23 protein-coding genes are annotated in these 20204 nt (G+C 62.6%); 13 read left to right on the forward strand and 10 right to left on the reverse strand.

The window, feature by feature from the left end:
- Positions 1 to 3: 3 nt before the first annotated feature.
- From FOY91_RS00930 to FOY91_RS00945, 4 genes are all read right to left on the reverse strand, one after another.
- Entirely contained in the window at positions 4 to 897 is an 894-nt protein-coding gene (locus FOY91_RS00930; protein ID WP_145147179.1) for a mechanosensitive ion channel family protein, read from the reverse strand.
- Between the two features lie 149 nt (positions 898 to 1046).
- Entirely contained in the window at positions 1047 to 2258 is a 1212-nt protein-coding gene (locus FOY91_RS00935; RefSeq protein WP_145147181.1) for a hypothetical protein, read from the reverse strand.
- A gap of 221 nt (positions 2259 to 2479) precedes the next feature.
- Positions 2480 to 4276, reverse strand: coding sequence for an SLC13 family permease (locus FOY91_RS00940; RefSeq protein ID WP_238995153.1), 1797 nt, complete (start codon positions 4274 to 4276; stop codon positions 2480 to 2482).
- A 49-nt stretch (positions 4277 to 4325) separates the two neighbouring features.
- Positions 4326 to 4706, reverse strand: a complete 381-nt coding sequence (locus FOY91_RS00945; protein ID WP_145147183.1) for a YidH family protein — start codon at positions 4704 to 4706, stop codon at positions 4326 to 4328.
- A gap of 296 nt (positions 4707 to 5002) precedes the next feature.
- Between FOY91_RS00945 and FOY91_RS00950 the strand changes: the two genes are divergently transcribed.
- From FOY91_RS00950 to FOY91_RS00965, 4 genes are all read left to right on the forward strand, one after another.
- Positions 5003 to 5368 carry a PRC-barrel domain-containing protein gene (locus tag FOY91_RS00950; RefSeq protein WP_145147185.1) on the forward strand — a complete coding sequence of 122 codons (366 nt, stop codon included), beginning with the start codon at positions 5003 to 5005 and terminating at the stop codon, positions 5366 to 5368.
- Positions 5369 to 5775: 407 nt separating this feature from the next.
- Positions 5776 to 6051 carry a hypothetical protein gene (locus tag FOY91_RS00955; protein ID WP_145147188.1) on the forward strand — a complete coding sequence of 92 codons (276 nt, stop codon included), beginning with the start codon at positions 5776 to 5778 and terminating at the stop codon, positions 6049 to 6051.
- Positions 6052 to 6110: 59 nt separating this feature from the next.
- On the forward strand, positions 6111 to 7037 hold the full coding sequence (locus FOY91_RS00960) for an exonuclease domain-containing protein (protein ID WP_238995154.1): 927 nt from the start codon (positions 6111 to 6113) through the stop codon (positions 7035 to 7037).
- Entirely contained in the window at positions 7034 to 7375 is a 342-nt protein-coding gene (locus FOY91_RS00965) for a TfoX/Sxy family protein (RefSeq protein WP_145147190.1), read from the forward strand. Before FOY91_RS00960 ends, FOY91_RS00965 begins: the two co-directional genes overlap by 4 nt.
- A gap of 25 nt (positions 7376 to 7400) precedes the next feature.
- Here FOY91_RS00965 and FOY91_RS00970 read toward each other — a convergent pair whose 3' ends face one another.
- On the reverse strand, positions 7401 to 7664 hold the full coding sequence (locus tag FOY91_RS00970; protein WP_145147192.1) for a DksA/TraR family C4-type zinc finger protein: 264 nt from the start codon (positions 7662 to 7664) through the stop codon (positions 7401 to 7403).
- 128 nt (positions 7665 to 7792) lie between these two features.
- Between FOY91_RS00970 and FOY91_RS00975 the strand changes: the two genes are divergently transcribed.
- Genes FOY91_RS00975 through FOY91_RS00990 form a run of 4 tightly spaced genes read left to right on the forward strand, consistent with a single transcriptional unit; the run spans position 7793 to position 10140 of the window.
- Positions 7793 to 8623: an aldo/keto reductase gene (locus tag FOY91_RS00975; protein ID WP_145147194.1), complete on the forward strand. Its 831-nt coding sequence runs from the start codon at positions 7793 to 7795 to the stop codon at positions 8621 to 8623.
- Positions 8624 to 8633: 10 nt separating this feature from the next.
- Positions 8634 to 9191 carry a metallophosphoesterase family protein gene (locus tag FOY91_RS00980; RefSeq protein WP_238995155.1) on the forward strand — a complete coding sequence of 186 codons (558 nt, stop codon included), beginning with the start codon at positions 8634 to 8636 and terminating at the stop codon, positions 9189 to 9191.
- Positions 9188 to 9520 (forward strand): hypothetical protein, encoded by a 333-nt coding sequence (locus FOY91_RS00985; protein WP_203234452.1) that lies wholly within the window; start codon positions 9188 to 9190, stop codon positions 9518 to 9520. Before FOY91_RS00980 ends, FOY91_RS00985 begins: the two co-directional genes overlap by 4 nt.
- Complete coding sequence (locus tag FOY91_RS00990) at positions 9520 to 10140, forward strand: methyltransferase domain-containing protein (RefSeq protein ID WP_145147311.1); 621 nt, start codon at positions 9520 to 9522, stop codon at positions 10138 to 10140. Before FOY91_RS00985 ends, FOY91_RS00990 begins: the two co-directional genes overlap by 1 nt.
- Before the next feature lie 787 nt (positions 10141 to 10927).
- On the opposite strand, the gene FOY91_RS01000 is transcribed toward FOY91_RS00990, so the two are convergent.
- Both FOY91_RS01000 and FOY91_RS01005 read right to left on the reverse strand, forming a co-directional pair.
- Complete coding sequence (locus FOY91_RS01000; RefSeq protein ID WP_162527092.1) at positions 10928 to 11326, reverse strand: HIRAN domain-containing protein; 399 nt, start codon at positions 11324 to 11326, stop codon at positions 10928 to 10930.
- A gap of 23 nt (positions 11327 to 11349) precedes the next feature.
- Complete coding sequence (locus FOY91_RS01005; protein WP_145147198.1) at positions 11350 to 12000, reverse strand: S24 family peptidase; 651 nt, start codon at positions 11998 to 12000, stop codon at positions 11350 to 11352.
- A gap of 41 nt (positions 12001 to 12041) precedes the next feature.
- Here FOY91_RS01005 and FOY91_RS01010 point away from each other — a divergent pair, with 41 nt between their 5' ends.
- The 3 genes from FOY91_RS01010 to FOY91_RS01020 all read left to right on the forward strand — a co-directional run bounded on the left by FOY91_RS01010 (position 12042) and on the right by FOY91_RS01020 (position 16243).
- Complete coding sequence (locus FOY91_RS01010) at positions 12042 to 12359, forward strand: hypothetical protein (RefSeq protein WP_145147200.1); 318 nt, start codon at positions 12042 to 12044, stop codon at positions 12357 to 12359.
- A gap of 58 nt (positions 12360 to 12417) precedes the next feature.
- Positions 12418 to 12630 (forward strand): helix-turn-helix transcriptional regulator, encoded by a 213-nt coding sequence (locus FOY91_RS01015; RefSeq protein ID WP_145147202.1) that lies wholly within the window; start codon positions 12418 to 12420, stop codon positions 12628 to 12630.
- Between the two features lie 400 nt (positions 12631 to 13030).
- The gene (locus FOY91_RS01020; protein ID WP_203234453.1) at positions 13031 to 16243 is read left to right on the forward strand and encodes a hybrid sensor histidine kinase/response regulator; all 3213 of its coding nucleotides are present in this window, start codon (positions 13031 to 13033) and stop codon (positions 16241 to 16243) included.
- A gap of 285 nt (positions 16244 to 16528) precedes the next feature.
- Here FOY91_RS01020 and FOY91_RS01025 read toward each other — a convergent pair whose 3' ends face one another.
- Together FOY91_RS01025 and FOY91_RS01030 are read right to left on the reverse strand one after the other, a co-directional pair.
- Positions 16529 to 16945 carry an RES family NAD+ phosphorylase gene (locus tag FOY91_RS01025; protein ID WP_145147206.1) on the reverse strand — a complete coding sequence of 139 codons (417 nt, stop codon included), beginning with the start codon at positions 16943 to 16945 and terminating at the stop codon, positions 16529 to 16531.
- Entirely contained in the window at positions 16942 to 17700 is a 759-nt protein-coding gene (locus tag FOY91_RS01030; RefSeq protein WP_145147208.1) for a hypothetical protein, read from the reverse strand. The genes FOY91_RS01025 and FOY91_RS01030 overlap by 4 nt, the downstream gene beginning before the upstream one ends.
- 508 nt (positions 17701 to 18208) lie before the next feature.
- Between FOY91_RS01030 and FOY91_RS01035 the strand changes: the two genes are divergently transcribed.
- Positions 18209 to 18457 carry a hypothetical protein gene (locus tag FOY91_RS01035; RefSeq protein WP_145147210.1) on the forward strand — a complete coding sequence of 83 codons (249 nt, stop codon included), beginning with the start codon at positions 18209 to 18211 and terminating at the stop codon, positions 18455 to 18457.
- 513 nt (positions 18458 to 18970) lie between these two features.
- On the opposite strand, the gene FOY91_RS01040 is transcribed toward FOY91_RS01035, so the two are convergent.
- Positions 18971 to 19384, reverse strand: coding sequence for a MerR family transcriptional regulator (locus tag FOY91_RS01040; protein ID WP_238995156.1), 414 nt, complete (start codon positions 19382 to 19384; stop codon positions 18971 to 18973).
- A gap of 68 nt (positions 19385 to 19452) precedes the next feature.
- Between FOY91_RS01040 and FOY91_RS01045 the strand changes: the two genes are divergently transcribed.
- Positions 19453 to 20115: a cation efflux transmembrane domain-containing protein gene (locus FOY91_RS01045; protein WP_145147214.1), complete on the forward strand. Its 663-nt coding sequence runs from the start codon at positions 19453 to 19455 to the stop codon at positions 20113 to 20115.
- Positions 20116 to 20204: the final 89 nt, after the last annotated feature.

Consider the following 20204-nt stretch of genomic DNA (forward strand, 5'->3'; position numbering starts at 1 on the left):
ACTTCAGCTGCCTGCTTCTTCGTGCGGAGCGGCCTGTGTTCCTTGCGCGCGAACCAGCGGTAGGGGCTCCTTGAAGGTCAGCGTGCGATACGGGAACGGGATCTCAAGCCCGGCATCGTCCAAGGCTCGCTTGATCGCGCGGACGACCTCGTCTCGCGACTGGTGCATTTCTACAGGCTTCGATCCTGCCCACCAGCGTACAAGGAAGTTGATCGAGCTGTCGCCGAACTCCTTGGCGTATACTTCGACGGGACGGTCGTCGTGGACCACCCCGATCCCGGAAACCGCTTCGAGAATGACCTTGCGAGCGACCTCCAGATCGACGTCATAGGCAACGCCCACCTCGATCTCGTGTCGGCGCAGCTGGCTCTGCGTCACGACCTCGACCGGATTCTTGAACAGATACGCGTTCGGCACGACGACCAGTTCGTTGCTCAGGTGCCGCAGGTGCGTGTCGCGCAGGCTGATCATCTCGATCCGGCCCTCCACATCCTGGCACCGGATGAAGTCGCCGATCCGCATCTGCTTGCGCAGCATGATGAGCACACCCGCAAGGAAGTTCTCGAAGATGTCCTTGAAGGCGAAGCCGACCGCCACCGAACCGAGGCCGAGAACCGCCAGGATGTTGGCGGGCGTGACGCCCGGCAGCACGACCGACATCGCGATCAGCAGGCCGAGTACCCAGATCGCCACGCCGACCAGCGTCTCGACGAGATTGACCAGCGAGCCGCGCAGGTCGGTGTGCGAGAGCAGCCGCTCCGCGATCCGCCTGGCCGACCTCGCGGCGAAGTAGGTCACGACGAGCAGCAGCAGCGCGATGCCGAGCTGAGGGAGAATGCGAACGAGTTCGGTTCCCATGTCTCGTATGCGGCGCAGAAGAATAGTGGCGATGTCCATTGCCCACCGTAGCTCGACATCCGCTGCGGGAGCAAAGGATTGCCGCGCAACGGGCCCGTCGGCGGTCACGTTCACCGCGACTAGGGGATCAGCCGAATTTAAGCTGCTTGTCGTTTTAACTCGGGGCTGGCGGGGGCGCGTCCACCCTGTCAGCTTTCCGCCGGTGCACCGGCTGCCGCAGCGATGATGCAGATGACCCCAACGAGTGCAAAGCCCACGCGCGTTGCCGGACTGCCCTTCCCAGTACGGAGAGACACCCACAAGGCCAGACCGGCCTGCATCGCGTAGAACAGGGCGAATGCGCGGGACGACAGCGCGATCACGGAGAACGGATCCGTCAGCCACACGACCGCGATCGCCAGCACGGCCGCCGCGATGAACGCCTGACGCACGCTGAGCTTCCGGCGTGACACCTCTACCAGTAGGCCGCCGGAGCCGATTGAGTCCGCGATCGCAGCGCTCAGCTGGCTCGACACCGCGCCGATCAGCACGAAAATGCCGAGCAGCGGCGCGACCAGCTCCATGATGTCGAGGATGCCGGCCACCCCCTCGGCATGCTGCGCCTCTGCCAGGAAGGGCGTCAGCAGCGCAAGGAATGCGAGATAGATCGCCGATGACAGCCACTGTGCATAGCGCATCGTCCGCACGCGCGTGGCCTGATCGTAATGATCGCCCATGTAGCGCGAGGTTTCGAACCCCTGTACGGTAATGAGTAGCCCGAGCAGCAGCGGGATACTGTTCCAGGACACCTTGGAGGCGGGCACGTCGAGCGGAGCGCCGGTTCGTGTTACCCACCAAAGACCCAGTGCCGCCAACAACCCGGCGATGATGCCGAGCTTGACCGACACGCTGGCATGCGCGGCATGCTCGATCTTGCGGATGTCGCCGGAAAAGGTGAGCGCCGTCAGCCCGATGATGATCGCGGTCACAGCCCCGTTTGCCACCAGATCGTGATATGCTTCGGATACCGCGATCGGCTTCAACGAGAACTCGGCGAGCAGTTTGAGATAATAGGCGACGGAGACGGCGTAGGCGATCGCCAGCATGACCTGGGCCGCCCGCATCGCCCATGCCATCGGATCGTTCAGCGACAGCTTGGGTGCAGCATTTTCGACATGCACGATGTTGAACCGGATCACCGCCCCGACCGCATAGGCCAAGGCAAGCAGGGCAGCCATCGCCAGGATGGCGGCCGAGCCGAACTCCTTGGCAAGGAGCGGCCCGCAGATCAGGAACCCGGAGCCGATGATGGAGGCGAGCGGCGTTACCGTCGCGCGCCAGTCGGTCGACCGGGCGAAGCGCCCGAAACTCAACAGCGCTGCGACGAGCACCGCCGAGAGGATGGCGACGGCTACAATCATCTAGAGTTCTCTTTCGGAAGCACGGGCATGACAGCTGCAAGCGGCGGCAGGACCGTCGAACAACACGAGCACCGTTCGCAGGAGATGTGCAGTCGCAAAGCTTTCAAGGGTTCATCGCGATCGGTCTTAGATGTTGATGGGTCAGGCGTCCAAATGTGTCAGTCCGTGCATCGGTTACCTGTAGGAAGACGATCGCTGCTCGTGCCGCCGGCAACGGCGCTTCAGTACAGGTGATATCGGAAGACCAGAAGCGTCGACAACGTCACGACCATGATAAGCACTAGCGGCAGGCCCGTGCGCGTATAGTCGCCGAAGCGGTAATCTCCTGCCGACATGATCAGCATGTTCGTCTGGTAGGCGACCGGCGTGGCATAGCACAGGTTGCACCCGAACAGCACCGCCAGCACCAGCGGTTCGGTCGGGATTCCCAGCTTTTGCGCGAGGCTGAAGGCGATCGGCGTGCCCACGGCTGCGGCGGTGGGGTTCGAAGCGAAATTTGTTAGCACGGTGTTGAACAGCATAACCGCAGCCAGCACGCCGCCAGCCGGCAGGTCGTACAACCCTAGCGCGATCAGCTGGCTCAGCCATTCTGCAGCACCGGTTTCCAGAATCACACGACCTACCGCGATGCTGGCGGCTACGAGCACGATCACTTTGGCCGACAGGGCACGGCCGACCTTGTCGAAATGGACGCATCCGGTCACGAACATCACGATCGCGCCCGCCAAGGCGCTGATCGCAATCGGCAATATGCCAACCCTGGCGAGACCCACAGACACCGCCATGACCGCAAGCGCCAGCGGCGCCTTGGCGGTCCGTGGCACCTCCTTCGCACCATCAAGCATCAACAGGCTCTCGGCGCGCGCAAGAGCGGTGACGGCCGTCATCGAGCCTTTCACCAAAAGGATGTCGCCTTCGGCCATCGTCGCTTCCGCCGTCGCCAGCTCATTATCGCTCCAGGACCGCCGACTTTGATGGATGCCGATCACTGCCACGTCATGCGCCTCGGCGATCCCGGACGTGGCGATGCGCGTGCCAGTCAGTCCTGAATCCGGCGCAATGGCCAGTTCGGCAATGGCAAGGTCTTCCCCGATGTTCTTGGCGGCTCGTGCAATCCGCTCCTCAAGTGCTGCCGGCGCGGTCGTCGCACCCATCGCGCGCATGACGTCCTCCAGCACCGAGTGGGACGTAACCACCCGGACCCTATCGTCCGTTGCCAGCGCACCGTCGGGATAATCGACGAGGCGGACCTCATTGCCGAACGGACGCAGCGCCTCTGCGGCATTACGCCCAAGTGTCGAAGACTGCGTGCCGATGCGCAGCTCGGCAAGGAACTGCCGTGGTAGGTGACCGCCCTCTGGCGAGTTGTCCGGCAGGAGCCGGGGCATGATGAGCCAGATGAACGGCAGTGCGACGGCCGCGGCAGCGAGCACAACCGGCGTGAAGTGGAACACGCTCATCGGCGGCAAGCCCATGTCGGTCGCGATCGATACGACCAGGAGATTGGTGGACGTGCCGATCGTCGTCGCCATGCCTCCGATCAGCACCGCGCTGTTGATCGGGATGAGGGTCTTGGACGCAGGCATGCCGCCGCTGGTGGCGAGTGCCGCCATGATCGGCAGGAGCAGCACGAGCACGGGTGTGTCGTTCACCAGCATGCTCATCGTCATCGCGAGCACCAGCGTCACGAGAAGGCCAAGCGTAGCGTTCAACCGCCACACGCGGGTCAGCGCACGCGCAGCCGGCTCGAGCGCGCCGGTGGCGACCAGACCACGTCCCATCACCATCAATGCACAGATCGTGATCAGCGCATAATTGCCGAAGCCTTCGAACGCGAGCTTGAGACCGTCTGTCGCGCGCTGTCCGGTCAGTGGGAAGGTATATAGCCCGAGCGCAATGGCGCTGATGGTCAACAGCGAAATGATTTCGATCCGCAGCCGTCCCGAGACGAAACCGTAGAACATCACGGTCGTGAGGCCGATCGCCGCCATGGCGTGGCCGGAGGGAAGGCCGATCACAGAATGGCGCCCGCGAACACGGCCGTTCGCATGGCCAACCAGGCTGCACTCACGTCAGCCACCAAATGGCGACGATGAGCGACATCGCTCCGACTGAGATCACGATTGCCATGACGCGAAAGTTCATTGTCGCCAGATCATGGATTTTGTGGGCGTTCAGACGCGCCTGAAGCGCACATGCGCGCCGCTCGGCGGAAATGATCAGGAAGGCGGCGAGCAGAAAGAACAGCGTAGCGATCGCCTTAGCTACCCAGGTCGGTTCGACGGGCCGGAACAGCGCGCTGAAGCCGACGCCGATCCCGATCGATGCCATCGAGGTTCGAGCCCATCCGCTGAACGTCCGTTCGTTCGCGAGAAGCGTGCGATCCTCCGCAAGATCGGTTCGATCCTCCGCGAGTGCTCCGCGTCCCGGTTGCTCGTCCTCTGCCATACTCCATCATGGCCGCAAACCGTAACAACCGCAATTTGCCACAGCCGTCATTAGAACCGAGAACGGCTAGGTAATCCGGAAGGTAATCACCTGCACCCAACCGATCGTCGGAACGATTCGCCGGCTCACATGTTACTATTATATCACCGGATTTATGCAGTAGCCGAGCGTGTCTTTCCATCACACGCCAGCTTGCCTGCGCCGATCAGCACATCATAGGTCCAAGTGGATGTAAATCATCTGCTCACGTGCCGGCGATCTACAGCGATGGAATCGCAGAACTCAGGAGATCAGCAATGGATAATATCCAGACCATGGACCGCAACGAGACTCAGGATACCATTTCGTCAGAAAAGGTCGACGGAACGGCCGTATACGGTCGTGATGGCGAGAAGATTGGCTCTGTTCATCACCTCATGATCGGCAAGCGTGACGGCAAGGTTCGGCACGCGGTCGTGAGCTATGGTGGATTCCTGGGTATGGGCGAGGATTACTTTCCGCTGCCCTGGGGCGAGTTGACCTATAACGAGGATCACGGCGGCTATGTGGTGAACCGGGATGTCGAGCAACTGAAGGGCGGACCGCGGTACAGCCGCGGACAGGAGCCGACTTGGGATCGCTCATACGACCAGCAGGTTTCGGGCTACTACGGTAAGCTCTAAGGTCGGAACAGTGCCAAAGACGAGCGGCCCGCATTGCGGGCCGCTCTCTTTTCGCGGCGTATTCAAACCGCCTTGGGCTAACACCCAAAATGTGGCGCAATGTCTCGGTTCAGCTCTCGAAAGCTGAGAAGATTGGACACTTACCCGCTCTGCCTTCGACACAGTCATACTCAAGTTGGCTGAGCCAAGCTCGCAAGGTCTGAATATCGGTGATCCGGCGATCGAGGTCGGCGAGGCACTTGCGGGCCAGTGTTCGGGCCTGCGGGCGCTCCTCGGTAGCATTTAACTGAACGAGTTCGGCGATCTGCTCGCGCGTAAAGCTTCGTCGCCGAGCGGATGAAGCGCACGCGGCGGGGATGAATCCCGAAGACGTGGTGCGCGTCAAGACGCGCGACTTCCGTTGAGCAATGGCTGAGTTGCCGCGTCACCAGCGCGTGATCATCTCGCTTCCCGTCCACATCCTGCGCGCTGCGATGGCGCGGTCGGGCGAGGCACGGATCGACGTCGTCGAAGTGCGGCTCGCGCTGCCTTGTCTCCTGCTCCATTGCGCAGAGCGATGGCCGCTGGAGCTGTTCTGGGCTTCGGCCGCTCAAGAGAATGAGATTGGACGCGCGCAGGGGACTACTGCGGCGTTCAACTGGATTATCCGGCAGCTGCGGCTCGCCGGGCGCTACGTCGACTAGGCGCCGCTGGCGGCCCGTTTCCGTGATGGATGCAGCTGTCGAAACACGCCGGGCATGGTATGTTCCGCGTGATGAACGTCGTGGCACCCTTGAAAGCAGACGTCGCCGTGGTCCCGTGCGGTGCCGCGTCCCCGGTCGACTTCGTCGTCGTCGATGTCGAGACCGCGTGTTCGCGCGTCAGCAGCATCTGCCAGATCGGCATCGTAGGCTTCCGCGATGGCTCCGAGGTCTTCGCCTTCGAGACACTCGTCGACCCTTGCGACGAGTTCTCGCCATTCAACACGCGTATCCACGGCATCAGCTGCGATCACGTGCTTGGACAACCCACCTTCGGGCACATCCACGCGACCGTCGATGGACACCTCTCCGGTCGCACGACAGTGGCACACTCGTTTTTCGACAAGGGCGCGCTTGCAGCGGCATGTCGTGTTCATCGGCGCGAGATGATCGAGACGACCTGGCTCGACAGCGTGCGCGTCGCAAAACGCGCCTGGCCCGAACTTGCCAGCCACCGGCTGAACGTGCTCACCCGCTTCCTGGGTGTTCGACACAAGCATCACGACGCCCTGAGCGATGCACGCGCTGCAGGAATGGTGATCGTGAAGGCGATCGATCACACCGGCATCGACTTGGCGGGGTGGTTGAAGCCGACGAACCCACGCGGCGGCGCGGCACCGAAGGCGGCTGCGGCTGGACCGCTGAAGGGGCACCGCGTCGCAATCCTCGGCGCGCCGCGCGACGCGCAACTCGGGCACTGGCTTGCCGAACTGGGCGCACGCGTTGTCGCATCGGTCGGCACAACGTCCACGATGCTGGTCATCAGCAGGGATCAGCCGTTCGGAAGGTTTGCCCATGCCAGCGCCCCGTACCGCCGCGCGGAGGAATTGCGGCAGGGTGGCTCTGCAATTGAGATCGTGACCGAAGACGATCTTCGGACGCAATTTTCCCTTGATGCGCCCGTCACAAGGGACATGCTGGCCCGATGACGTCCGATAAAAACACCGTCGCATTCATCGTCGACCAGCTGTCCGCCGTAGGCGGCGTCTCGGCCAAGCCGATGTTCGGCGAGTACGGCTTATACTGCGACGGCAAGATGTTCGGGATGATCTGCGACGGTCAGCTCTTCATCAAGCCCACCGCCGGCGGCAGGACGCTGGCGGCGGATCTTGAGGAAGCGCCACCCTACCCCGGCGCGAAGCCCTGCCTGCTCGTCGATCCGGATCGGTGGGATGACAGCGACTGGCTCGCAGGGGTCGTCCGAAGCACGATCGCCGAGCTGCCGCTTCCAAAGCCCAAGGCGCGGAAGCCGAAGTCAGTGTCATAAGGCACGGCGGTTCTGCACGACGCCCTCAGCGCAGTTGGCTGTCCTTGCTGCCGCGCCGGTTAAATGCGGACCGAACAGGCCGGCTGTCGCGCTGGGACTGGCACTGCACACAGGTCCGGACACCCGCCAGCGCCTGACGGCGGGCGTCGGGGATCTCCTCGCCGCACTCCTGGCAGTGCGTTTCACTCTCGCCCCCGAGAAGGCGTGATCGCGCGAACAGGACGGCGTCGGTCACCGTGTCGTCGATCTGATCCTGGATAGCGCCGTCGCGCGTCCACCCGCCCGCCATTTTACTCACCCATCCTACTCTCGAGACATCCTAGATGGGACATGGCGGACGACATTCCAGCCGCCGTCGATGCGCCCGAGTGACCGTTGCGACGTTGATTGCTCAACGTTCCTATGTGCGAGGCTGTGATGAAGACCGTGACGCTACCCAGCGGCGAGAATGTCCCGGCGCTTGGCCAGGGCAGCTGGATGATGGGCGAGCGCCGCGAGCGCCGTTCAGACGAGATCGCAGCGCTCCGTGCGGGGGTCGAATGCGGGATGACGCTGATCGATACCGCCGAGATGTATGGCGATGGTGCGTCCGAAACCCTGATCGGCGAGGCGCTCGGCGACATGCGCGACCGGCTGTTCCTCGTCAGCAAGGCCTATCCGCAGAATGCGTCGCGCAATCGTCTGGCCAGAGCGTGCGAGGCGAGCTTGAAGCGGCTCGGCACCGATCGGCTCGACCTGTACCTGCTTCATTGGCGCGGCTCGGTGCCACTTGCTGAGACGGTCGAGGCGATGGAGGCGCTGAAAGCACAGGGCAAGGTCCGCCACTGGGGCGTCAGCAATCTCGACACCGGCGACATGGAAGAGCTTGTCGCGGCAGGTGGAGTTGCCTGCGCGACCGATCAGATCCTCTACAATCTCACGCGGCGGGGGGCGGAACACGACCTGCTGCCTTGGCTCTCCGATCACGGCATTCCGGCGATGGCGTACAGCCCGGTCGAACAGGGACGGCTCCTCGCCGATCGCACCCTTGCTGCGATCGCGAGCAACATCGGCGCGATGCCGGCGCAGGTGGCGCTCGCCTGGGCGATGCGCCAGGATGGGGTCATCGCTATCCCGAAGGCGGGTTCCGTTGATCATGTGCGGGAGAACCGCGCGGCGGCCGATATCGTCCTTTCGGACGCTGATCTCGCAACACTGGACGCAGCGTTCCCGCGCCCCCGCACGCGTCGCCCGCTCGAGATGCTCTGAGCCTTCCGCAATGACGATCTTCTTCACCGCCGACACGCACTTCGGTGATCGTCGCACGATCAACATGCACCGCCGCCCGTTCGCCAGTGTGGCGGCAATGGACGAGGCGATCGTTGCCGGCTGGAACGAGAGGGTCGGCCCGGACGACGAGGTTTGGCACCTCGGTGACGTCGCACGTCGTTCGGCGGACGTGGCGGCCTTGCTGGCTGAGCTCAACGGCATCAAGCATCTCGTCCGCGGCAACAATGACGGTCCCGCAACCGGCGATGCGACAGGCTGGGCGAGCGTCCAGGACTATGCAGAACTGACGCTGGACGGCGTGTTGCTGGTGCTCTGTCACTACCCATTCAGGAGCTGGAACGGACAGCATCGCCGCTCCATCAACCTGCACGGGCATAGTCATGGCAAGTTGAAGCCCTTGCTGCGCCAGTTCGACGTCGGCGTAGATGCCCGTGGCTTTCGGCCGACGACACTCACCGCACTCCTCGGCGGAGTTTCGAGCAGCGAGCCTGGTGAGAGCACCCCTCGCCTGATCTCGTCGACAGCCTCAAGCGAGACGGTAGGGTGACCGCAAAGGACTATCTGGTCACACCCGATGGACGCTACTTCGTCGTCCGGGGGCGCCTGTGGCGGCGATCAAACCCGTCTTTGCCAGAACAGCAGCGCGGAGCCTTGGTCGGCGAACTCATGGGTGCGAGACGCGCCGTGGGGGTTGCGCTGCGCGCAGGCGACAAGGCTCGCGTTGCCGAGGCCCGTGCCCAGGTCGGCCAAGCCAAGGTCGTGCTCGGCGAGCGCGGGCCGGTATGGTGGCAGGATGGGACGCCTGATCTCAATCGGCACATGGTCGCCAACACACCCTATGCAGACTGGCTGAGAGAGGAGGACCGCGCGCCGTGATGAACCCGCTCCCCGAACTGCCCGCTGGCGCCTTCGCCAAGCAGGACACCGGTGATGATCTCGCTATCTATGCCCCTCCGCGGCTGGTCACGCACATCGACGAGGGGGCGGTGGCCTCGCTCACCGCACACTATCGAGGTCTGTTGCCCGAGAACAAGCCGGTACTCGACCTCATGTCGAGTTGGGTCAGCCACCTGCCGCCCGACCGGACCTACGCTCCTGTCGTCGGACATGGCATGAACGCCGAAGAGCTTGCCGCCAATCCACGCCTTGACCGCTGGTTCGTGCAGGATCTGAATCGCGACGCCACGCTGCCGCTGGACGACCGATCCTTCGAGGGTGCCCTCTGCTGCGTCGGTGCCCAATATCTTCAGCAGCCGGTCGCTGTATTCACCGAAGTGCGCAGGGTACTGGTGCCGGAAGCCCCGCTCATTGTCAGCTTCTCGAATCGGTGTTTCCCGACAAAGGCAGTTGCCATCTGGCGGTCGCTCGACATCAACGGACACGCCGCGCTGGTCCGGCTCTACCTTGAGCGCGCAGGGTTTCGCCACATCACCGCGGACGTCCTCGCCGACGGCCGTGCAAGTGATCCGTTGATCGCGGTCACTGGTCGCGCCTGACGACCGTGAGCGGCCATCGCCGGCGCTTGGAAAAAGAGCCGCGACCTCCTGGGTGATCCACCACCCGCGGAGGATCCCGGTCAAAGACAAACTGTCCGCCGGCGGTGCTACATGTCCACGACCTCGCGGCGTGAGGCGATGCGAGCCCGACGGTCAGCGACTCTTCCGTTGCTGCCGTTCCTCATGATCCGCTGTGATCTCCAGGTCCCTCGCGAGCTGCTCCAAGGCGCGGCGAGCGCCAAGGCGCTCAAGCCCGTCCCGATGATCGACAGACCGCGGCGGGGTGCTTCGCGCTCGCGCCAGTCTCGCGGCGGCCCTGAGTGTTTCTGAATCCACGACCGCCGATCCTCCGATCGCTGCTTAGGAAACCTCGACGGCAACATAGCATCATCGCGGGAGAAGTATCGACTCGCATAGCGTCGGACTCCCGGTCCCGAGGCATGTCCGATCCACCCCTAATGCACGTTGGCGCTGACCAGCTCGTCCAGAGCAGACCCAACGATTCCCCATCTTTTCATGCCCCGCCAATCCCGTTTCCGATGCAGATCCCGCATATAATTGTCAGCCCATGCGACTGCGTCATGTGCGCCCAGATCGGTGATCAATTCGGCCGCTATTGCCCAGGCTTCCTGCTGGTCGCCATGGTCCGGCACGATCTCGGTCGCTGGTTGCTTCCGAGCGCGGCGGTTACGCGGCTCACCAGCCGTCGATCGGAAAGGCGCGGAGTTCGGGTCTGTGCTGACGGCGTTCCGCAGAGTGCTGCGGTCGAGCTTTCGTCTCGCCATGATCAATCGTCCTGCGGTAGTTCATCGGGCCAGAAATCGACCTCTTCAGTCGTCTCTGCGGCGTGCCGCTTCCGGTCGCACTCGGGCAAGACGGGCACTTCTCCGTCGAACCCGATCCTGATCGCTGCTCCAGGCTGTGTCGCCCCCTGGAACACTGCCTGAAGCTCCCGACCATTGCGTAGCATGCTGCCGATCCAGGGCGCGCGATCCGCCGTCAGGTAACCGATCTGAACATGACGGGCGCTGACGACGGCAATGGCGCTCGGATCGACGGGGTTCTTGGGTTCGGGTACGAGCTCGATCGGCTCACCCGGCACACAGAGTAGGATTTCGAACCGGCGGTTGCTGCCATCGGCATTCGGATGGTTCGCGCCAACGACATGCAGGCTGAGTTGCTTCATAGCCATGTCTCAGTCCGCCGCGATCAGCTCAGGGTGCGGCCGAACCATAGCACCCGACCAACGATGTCGATCCGGCCAAGCTCGATGTTCTGCCAGCTCGGATAATCCGGATTGTCGCTCTTGATCGAAATGCCTCGGCCCGATGGATTGCGGGCGAGCCGTTTGACCATCAGGCTGTCGTCGAGCCGCAGCACGTAGATGCCGTCCCGAAGTCGCCCGACGCCGTCCTTACGATCGACGAGCACGTCGTCGCCGTCAGCCAACGTCGGCGCCATGGAATCGCCCTTCACCTGGATAACGGACAGCCCGTCGGCAGATCCCTTGGTGCGATCCCGCAGCCAACGCGGATCGAAGCCGATCGTCGTGCGCCGCGCCTCACCGAAATCGGCAGCGCCATGTCCGGCCGACGCATAGACGTCGAGCACGGGCACCTGTTGCAAGGCCGGCTGCTCCCACTCCTGCGGCCCTCCAAGAACGGCCTCTTTGACGCCGAAGTAAGCGGCAAGAACGCGCCGATCCTCTTCGTGCAGCCGCTTGGGCGTACCGCGCTTGATGTACTGCTGGATGTAAGCATCGTTGCGCCGAAGCATGCGGGACAGACCCGCATAGTCTTCGTTGCGCTCGTCGATCAGCCGTTGGAGCGCTGTGCGAGGATCTTCAATTTGCGCGAGCATCATAGGATCAACTGAGCCGCACGCTTAAGGGCACGCGCCATATGAGCCTGGAGGAAGCCGCGACGATCCTGCACGAAGCTGGGCTGCCGGCCCGCGGCACACTGACGCTGGCGCTGTTCGACCGCCAGGATCTCGCGACCGACTGGGCACGCTCAGGCCTTGGTGGTTTCTTGGAGATGATGGTGGCCGCCCTCCCCGATGCGCTCGCCGCGGAAATTGGCGACACCAGCGACCGGGTCGACCCACGCTGGGGTACGCAGGCCGCGCGCTTCGTGGCGCAGCGTATCGCCCACCACATCCACGACTTGATCGAACGAGAACAGCGGCTCGGCGACTTCTCGCCAGGTCGCACCGCCTAATCCGCTAGCAGCCGGCCACTGGGGAGAGGTCGGGCACACTTTAAACAAGGACAGCTTGATGCAAGCTCATCTCGCCCGATCGACAGAACGCCTGATCAGGCTACCCGAGGTCAGAAAGCGGGTGGGCCTCGGTCGCTCAACGATCTACCGGCTGATGGAACTGGGCTCGTTCCCGAAGTCGCGAAAGCTCGGCGCCAGGGCCATCGCTTGGTCAGAAGCAGAAATAAACGATTGGATTGAAGGCAAGCTAACGAACAGGTCTACTGATTGACCCGCAAGAATTGAGCCCAAACTTGGGATGCAGATCCTTCCGGTCGGTACCCAGGCAGCATCGCAGACCACGTTCCGGCCGGCTCCGACGGCGTTGCCTACTGCACTATTACCACGACCGTGCTTCCGCTGCGGCGTAGATCGACCTGATCGGCATGGGCCGCCCGGGTGCTCGAATCCCTGCTTGCGGGCGGGCTGGATACCGCTCATGCAGGGCAACAAGGGGTCTGAAAGTCAGGGATAGCGATCCTAAACGGTTTCACGCGCGAAGGCTGCTGCCGGGTTTCACGGTTTGAAGAACCAAGCTATCGTTTGTTGTGCAAGGGATCATAGCTGCGGCTGGCCCGTGGAAGCTGCATGGAAATTGACCCGGGTCTATGTCACTCAACGATGATACTTTCTTGAAACACACCCCCGACTTCCTTGCAGGAGGCGGAGAAATGGCCGCGCTCTCACGTGAGCACGATTGGAGGAAGACTCCGCTCGGCGCGCCTGACAGCTGGGAGCAATCGCTGCGAACTGCAGTTTCGATATGCCTCACTACGCCCTTCGTCAGCGCTGTTCATTGGGGTCCTGATCTTCGGATCATCTACAACGACGCCTACGCGCCCGCGCTTGCCGAGCGACACCCACGCGCTCTCGGCCAGCCATTCCGAGACGTGTGGCCTGAGATCTGGGATGTTCTCGGCCCGCAGGTCGAGCAAGTCCTCAAGACCGGTCGCGGATTCTCAACCGAAAACCAGCTTCTGCGCATGGAGCGGAACGGGCAGGTTCAGGACACCTACTGGATCTACAGCTTCGCCCCGATTCATGGGGACGGCTCCGAGATCGGCGGCGTGTTTGTCACCGCCATCGACAATACCGCCAACGTGCTTGCCGAGCGCCGGCGCGACGCTGAGACCGAGCGGCTGCGGCGGATGTTCGAGCAGGCTCCCGGCTTCATCACCGTTCTTGAGGGGCCAGCTCATCGCTTTACCCTCGCCAACGCAGCATACCGGGAGCTCGTCGGCGACCGTGAGCTGATCGGAAAAACCGTAGCGGAAGCCCTGCCGGAGGCGGTTGGGCAAGGCTATCTGGGCCTGCTCGATCAGGTGTTCGCAACAGGGGAAGCGTTCACCACCACCAGAGCGAAGTTCGTGGTTCAGCCGACCGCCGGCGGGCCCGCAAGCGAGCGCTATATCGACTTCGTCTACCAGCCTATTGCTAACGAAGAAGGCCGCGTCACCGGCATCTTCGTCGAAGGGCAGGACGTCACCGAGGCACATCGCGCCGATGCCGTGTTGCTCGAGAGCGAAGCGCGATTCCGAAACGTGGCAGACCATTCGCCCGTGATGATGTGGATGACGGAGCCCGACGGCTATTGCAGCTACCTCAACAAATTCTGGTATGAATTCACCGGGCAGACCGAGGCAGAAGCGCTCGGGCTCGGTTGGACGAAGGCGACCCACCCGGACGACCAGAAGCTCGCCGAGGACACGTTCCTTGCCGCGGTAGCGGCACAGGCTTCGTTCCGCGTCGAATATCGGCTGCGTCGCGCCGACGGGGTATATCGCTGGGCAATCGACGCTGCGGCCCCCCGCTTCGGTGAGGACGGTCGCTTCCTCGGCCATGTCGGCTCGGTGATCGACATCGACGAACGTCGCGAAGCCGAAGAAAAGTTGGCGCTCAATGAAGAGCGGCTGAGGCTGGCACTCGAAGTTGGCGAAATCGGCCAGTGGCATGTCGACAACGTGACCGGAGACATGTTCTGGCCGCCCCGCGTGAAGGCCATGTTCGGCATCTCGCCCGACGTGCCGGTCACGCTGGACGACTTCATCAACGGCGTGCACCCTGAAGACCGCGAGCAAACCCGCGTAGCCTATGAAGCGGCCTCTGATCCCGAGCGCCGGCCGATCTACGACGTGGAATACCGGACTGTCGGCAGGGAAGATGGATTGGTTCGCTGGGTGGCAGCGAAGGGCCGAGGTTTGTTCAACGCGGAAGGCTATTGCTACCGTGTGATTGGCACTGCCGTGGACGTCACGTCACGCAAGGCGGACGAGCTCCGACTTCGCGAGCTGAATGAGACGCTCGAGGCTCAGGTCGCCGAACGCACCGCTGATCGCGACCGCATGTGGCGCCTCTCGACCGATCTGATGTTGGTCGCCCGCTTCGACGCGGTGATTACCGCGGTGAATCCGGCCTGGTCGACGCTGCTCGGATGGGCTGAGCGCGAGCTGATTGGTCGGCGCTTCATCGATCTGGTCCATCCCGAGGATGTCACCAGCACATTGGAGGAGGCTGGCAAGCTGGGCGACGGACAAACGACCTTGCGCTTCGAAAATCGATACCAACACAAGGACGGCTCTTTCCGGTGGTTGTCTTGGACCGCAGTGCCCGGCGACAATTTGATCCATGCTGTGGCTCGCGATGTCTCGGCCGAGCGGGAGCAAGCCGAAATTCTTCAACAGACCGAGGAAGCGCTGCGCCAGGCGCAGAAGATGGAGGCGGTCGGCCAGCTTACCGGCGGCATCGCGCATGATTTCAATAATCTGCTCACCGGGGTGATCGGCTCCCTTGACATGATGCAGAGGAGGATCGCGAAGGGCGAGATGGGCAAGGTGGAGCACTACGCCACCACCGCCATGACGTCGGCGAACCGAGCCGCAGCCCTCACGCACCGACTGCTCGCATTCTCTCGCCGTCAGCCGCTCGACCCAAAGCCAGTCAATTCGAACCGTCTAGTCAGCGGCATGGAAGAATTGCTTCGCCGCACCCTAGGCGAGGCTGTCCGCCTCGAGATCGTGACCGCCGGCGGGCTCTGGCAGACGTTGTGCGACCCGCATCAACTCGAAAGTGCGATACTGAACCTGGCCATCAATGCGCGCGACGCCATGCCGGACGGCGGGAACCTCACCATTGAGACCTGCAACGCACACCTCGACACCGCCTATGCCGCCAAGCTCCGCGGGGTCCCGCCGGGTCAGTATGTCTGCATCTGCGTCACCGACACGGGGACCGGCATGAGCCCGGACGTGATCGCCAAGGCATTCGATCCCTTCTTCACTACCAAGCCGATCGGGCAAGGGACCGGCCTTGGGCTGTCGATGATCTACGGCTTCGCCCGCCAATCGGAGGGCTACGCCAAGATCTATTCCGAGGTTGATCAGGGCACCACATTCAAGCTCTACCTGCCTCGCTACTACGGCGAAGGGGAGGATGCCGACGTGGCTGCTCCCGGCTTCAACGAGGATCATCGCGCCGAACACGGTGAGGTAGTACTGGTTGTGGAGGACGAAACGGCCGTCCGCGAAATCGTCGTCGATGTGCTGGAAGAACTGGGCTATCGCGCGATCCAAGCCGCTGATGGACCGTCGGGCCTAAAGATACTGCAGACCGACACACGTGTAGATCTTCTCGTTAGCGATGTTGGGTTGCCAGGGCTCAACGGCCGCCAATTGGCGGATCAGGCGCGCGAACGCCGACGCGATCTGAAGGTGCTGTTCATGACGGGCTATGCCGAGAACGCCACAATCGCCAACGGCTTCCTCGATCCAGGTATGGAGATGATCACCAAACCATTTGCTATCGAATCGCTGGCAACGCGTATCCGGGGAATGATCGAGAGCAAGTAAGCTCCTCCCAACTCCGACTCTTGTCGGCCAGCAGTCGGGATTGAGAAAAGCTGTCGGAGGTGGCGTCGGCGTCGCACATCCCCGGCATCAGTTGTCGTGATCCACCATAACCGCTCCGACCCAGTTGCGGCTGTCGCCTCTCGCTCCTCGACATTCGCCGCTTGCTCATGTCAATGGACTGACCCTTCGCGAACCTTGCCAGCCGCTTTCAGCGACTTGGATTGGGGACATTGCTGGCTGACAGCTTTCAGGATCGGAACGGTCGAAAGCCGCAAGTGCGTAGTGTCACAACCGTTCGGGTGTGTCGATCAACTGATTGCGAGCAATGCCGAGTTTCATCAGGTCCGGCGCGAGGAAAGAGCGCAGCGCCAGCGGGCTGGCGACCCGCAGCACCGAGCAGCGCACATCCGCGAGCTTGCTAAGCGGAAACGTCTTGAAGGACTGAGCAGGATCGAGATCATGGAAGATCGTCTCGTAGACCGCGGCCTCAAATCCATCCGCGGCATAGGCGGTCGGCACGCGTTTGCGCACGGGGCCGATCGGCGCGAATCGCGAGGAGCCAAAGCCCGGATTGAACGCATCGCCGGCAAGCTTTTCGGCGTGAATGCGCCAGAGAACGGCGCCTACGGGCAGATCGGTGACGTGGGTCGCAAAGGCGGTCGGCGGTTTGGGGACAATGCCGGTCGGCGCCAGCGCTGTCACCCGCCGATCTCGTCGCTCTCATGCGCCGCGGCGTCGAGGACGGCCGCTTCATCGTCGTGGAGTTCCCTCGGAGCGGGTCCACCCAGCCACGAGTTGGTCGACACGAACCAGAAGGCGGTTTGCCATGGTGACCGGCTCGTCGGCAGGACCTCCAAAATCCTCTTGATGAGGGGAAGCGGCTTGCCGTCGGCGTCGAACTGGAAGGTCGGGAAGCGGTCCTGTCCCTGGTAGGGGACCGCGAAGACGCGGCGCTGCGCTTTCCAGCGCGCGGCGGTCTGGTGGCGGTTCTTGGCTTCATGCCCGGCGCGCGCCGCGACCTCGGCCGAGGTCAGCGTCTCGACCTCGTGCATGAAGCGCTGGCGGATGGCGGTGTTGTCAGCCGCGACTGCGGTATGGAACTCGGCCATCGGATCATGGGTATCGGCCAGGACGTCGAGGAGCTGCTCGATCTTGCGCTCGAGATGCCGCGCGCGGACATCCGGCAACAGCTTGTCGACGATTGCGTAGAGTGCCTGTCGATCCGGGTCGGCTGCGATGCCCGTGGCGGTCAGCTGCTCGATCGCGTGATCGACGGCGGTTCGATACTGTTCGGAGAAGCCCTCAACAGTAGGCGCTATATATAAGGTGTCGCTGGCGGCTTCGGAACGCGGAGCCCCGCGCCGCTTGGCCGGCTTGGCGCGCGCGGTCTCGACCAGGCTGGCGAACACCAGATTGGCGAAGGCGCTCGGATCGACAGCGGTGGCGAGGGTCGCCATGGACAGCTCCTGTGGTTAGTCTCGCTAACATATAACCGAACTAACCAAAATTGCCACCCCACGGAGGCAATGGCGCTTAGTCATGCTAACACATAAGCGATCTAACCACGCACGCCACTGCCGATGTTTATTCCAGTAACCCCCCTTCCTGGAAAAAACAAAGTAGTCGAGTAGGGCGGAGTTTTTCGAGTCACCTGGAACGCTGGAACGCTGGAACGCTGGAACGCTGGACCGCGACGTGGAGTGATCTTCTCACCTTTAAACGACCAAACTGGCGGACGGTCGGGAAGCAAAGGATCGATCTCCGCGCTTCGTGCAAGCGTGGCGGCATTCCTGGAACTCATGCTTCCACGCGTCACTCGGCTGCTGCTTGCCATAGACGAATCGTTGCGCAATAATGAGAACGGGTTCTGAGACGGTCTTGCGCCTCACCGCAGCTTATTAAAAGTAGGCGGCGGATTGTCGAGCTTGTTGCATACGAAACCGCGCGCGAGCGATATAGCCGGCGATGGCTGAGATCGATGTTGAGCATATGCGCCGGTGCATCCGCGCGATGGATTTTGAACGGGGTACTGCCGCCCAAATCGCCTTGTGGCGCGAAGATCTAGCTGATGCCCGGGCAAATCTCATCATCGAGAACATGGCGCCAACGGCCAACGAAGACGAAATGTTTGCAATGATGCTGGCCGAGGGCCTCCCACCGTCCCTCATGCCGTCGATTATAAGTAGCCTCTACAGGCCTGACGACTCGGTCTGACGCTTTCAGGCTGAAGGGTCCTGATCGTGTGCCATCCTTCCGTGGGCAGGCTCAAGCGCTTGCTTGGTCCTCGAAAGCACGAAACGGGAGCTCGTTCTCGTTTGTAGGAGGCTTATGAAGGGATTGGAAATCGCCAGCAGATGCGTCTTCGTGCTTTCGAGGACCGATTGAGAGGCCAGGACGGCATGACCCTGCGACGCCGCCAGTTCTTGAACATGACCGCCGTTAGTTGACCATTCATTGCTCTCCCCTTTATGTCACGGCTACGCGGCGTCCACCCAAGGAGAGTCCGTCTCCCGCTAGGGAACTAATGGCCAAGGCCGCCCATTGGGCGGCCTTTGGTTTATCTGGACTGTCAGCGTTTCAACCTATGCGTGACGGCTCTCGCTGCTTATAGGGTAGGCAATATGGCCGTCCCCGCTGTTGTCCATGGCATCAAGGGGCGGCCTTCTTTCGTTACGGGACAAGCAGGGCGTGCCACGTGGCGCACTTCGATGTGGAGGGCGCTGCGTCTCAGCCGCTATGCAGGCTCGGAGCCAAGGCTTCTATGATCCTGCAGTCGGCCACGGTGTTGCGGCTACAGGATTCGATCAGCGTGTCGAGCTCGCCCGCGAGGGCCGTCAGATCGGCGATCTTTCGTGTAATCGCATCCCGATGCCGATTGGCGATCACGTCCACGGCCATGCAGGATTGTTCGCGACGATCGGCGAGTCCCATAAGCTCCCGGACCTGATCGATCGAGAAGCCGAGATCGCGCGCTCGACGGATGAAGGACAAGCGGCGCAGATGCTCGTCCTCGTAAGTTCTGTAATTGCCTGCGGACCGCGCTGGTGTCGGCAGCAAGCCGATTTGTTCGTAGTAGCGTATCGTCTCGACCTTGGTGCCTGTCGCCGAAGCCAGCTTCCCGATCGTCAGTTTCTCAGACACAGCGCTTGACCCTCTACCGACTAGAGGGTGCATATAGGCTGCCAGATCGATTCTACCGAGGTGGCAAGATGGCCTGCACGAGTTGCGCGTCCGACAAGGCGGGCACCCTGAACGACCCGAAGTGGCGGCGCGCGCTGTGGATCGCGCTCGCGATCAATGGCGGCATGTTTGCGATCGAGATCGTCGCCGGGATTACGGGCGGATCGAAAGCGCTCCAGGCCGACGCGCTCGACTTCTTCGGTGACGCTGCCAACTACGCGATCAGCTTGGGCGTCGCTGGAATGGCGATAACCTGGCGCGCGCGCGCAGCGATGCTGAAGGGAGCGACGCTTGCTCTGCTCGGCCTATATGTCCTTCTCGCGGCAGGTTGGGGTGCGCTTCACGGCACGGTACCCCATGCCGAGGTCATGGGTATCGTGGGAGTTGCTGCACTGATCGCGAACGCCTTGGTCGCGGTCATGTTGTATCGCTTCCGCAGCGGCGACGCGAACATGCGTTCAGTTTGGATATGTTCGCGCAACGACGCGATCGGCAATATCGCGGTGGTACTGGCTGCGGGGGGTGTCTTTGGCCTCAACAGCGCGTGGCCTGATCTCATGGTCGCCGTGCTGATGGCAGCGCTTGGGCTGTCCGGCGGCTTCCAGATTATGCGCCAGGCACGCTCCGAACTGCGATCCGGGCCGACACCTCTTCCTTCGGATTACAGGCAGCCGTTACATGGGAGTCGTTAAGTTGCTACGGCGAAGGCCAATGCATCGGCTTACTGCCTTGTTCCTTTGTTTGATGCTCATGCTGTCGCTCGGGCTGGGATCGGTCGCGC

This window comes from Alterirhizorhabdus solaris, assembly GCF_007785815.1.
Lineage (GTDB): Bacteria > Pseudomonadota > Alphaproteobacteria > Sphingomonadales > Sphingomonadaceae > Alterirhizorhabdus > Alterirhizorhabdus solaris.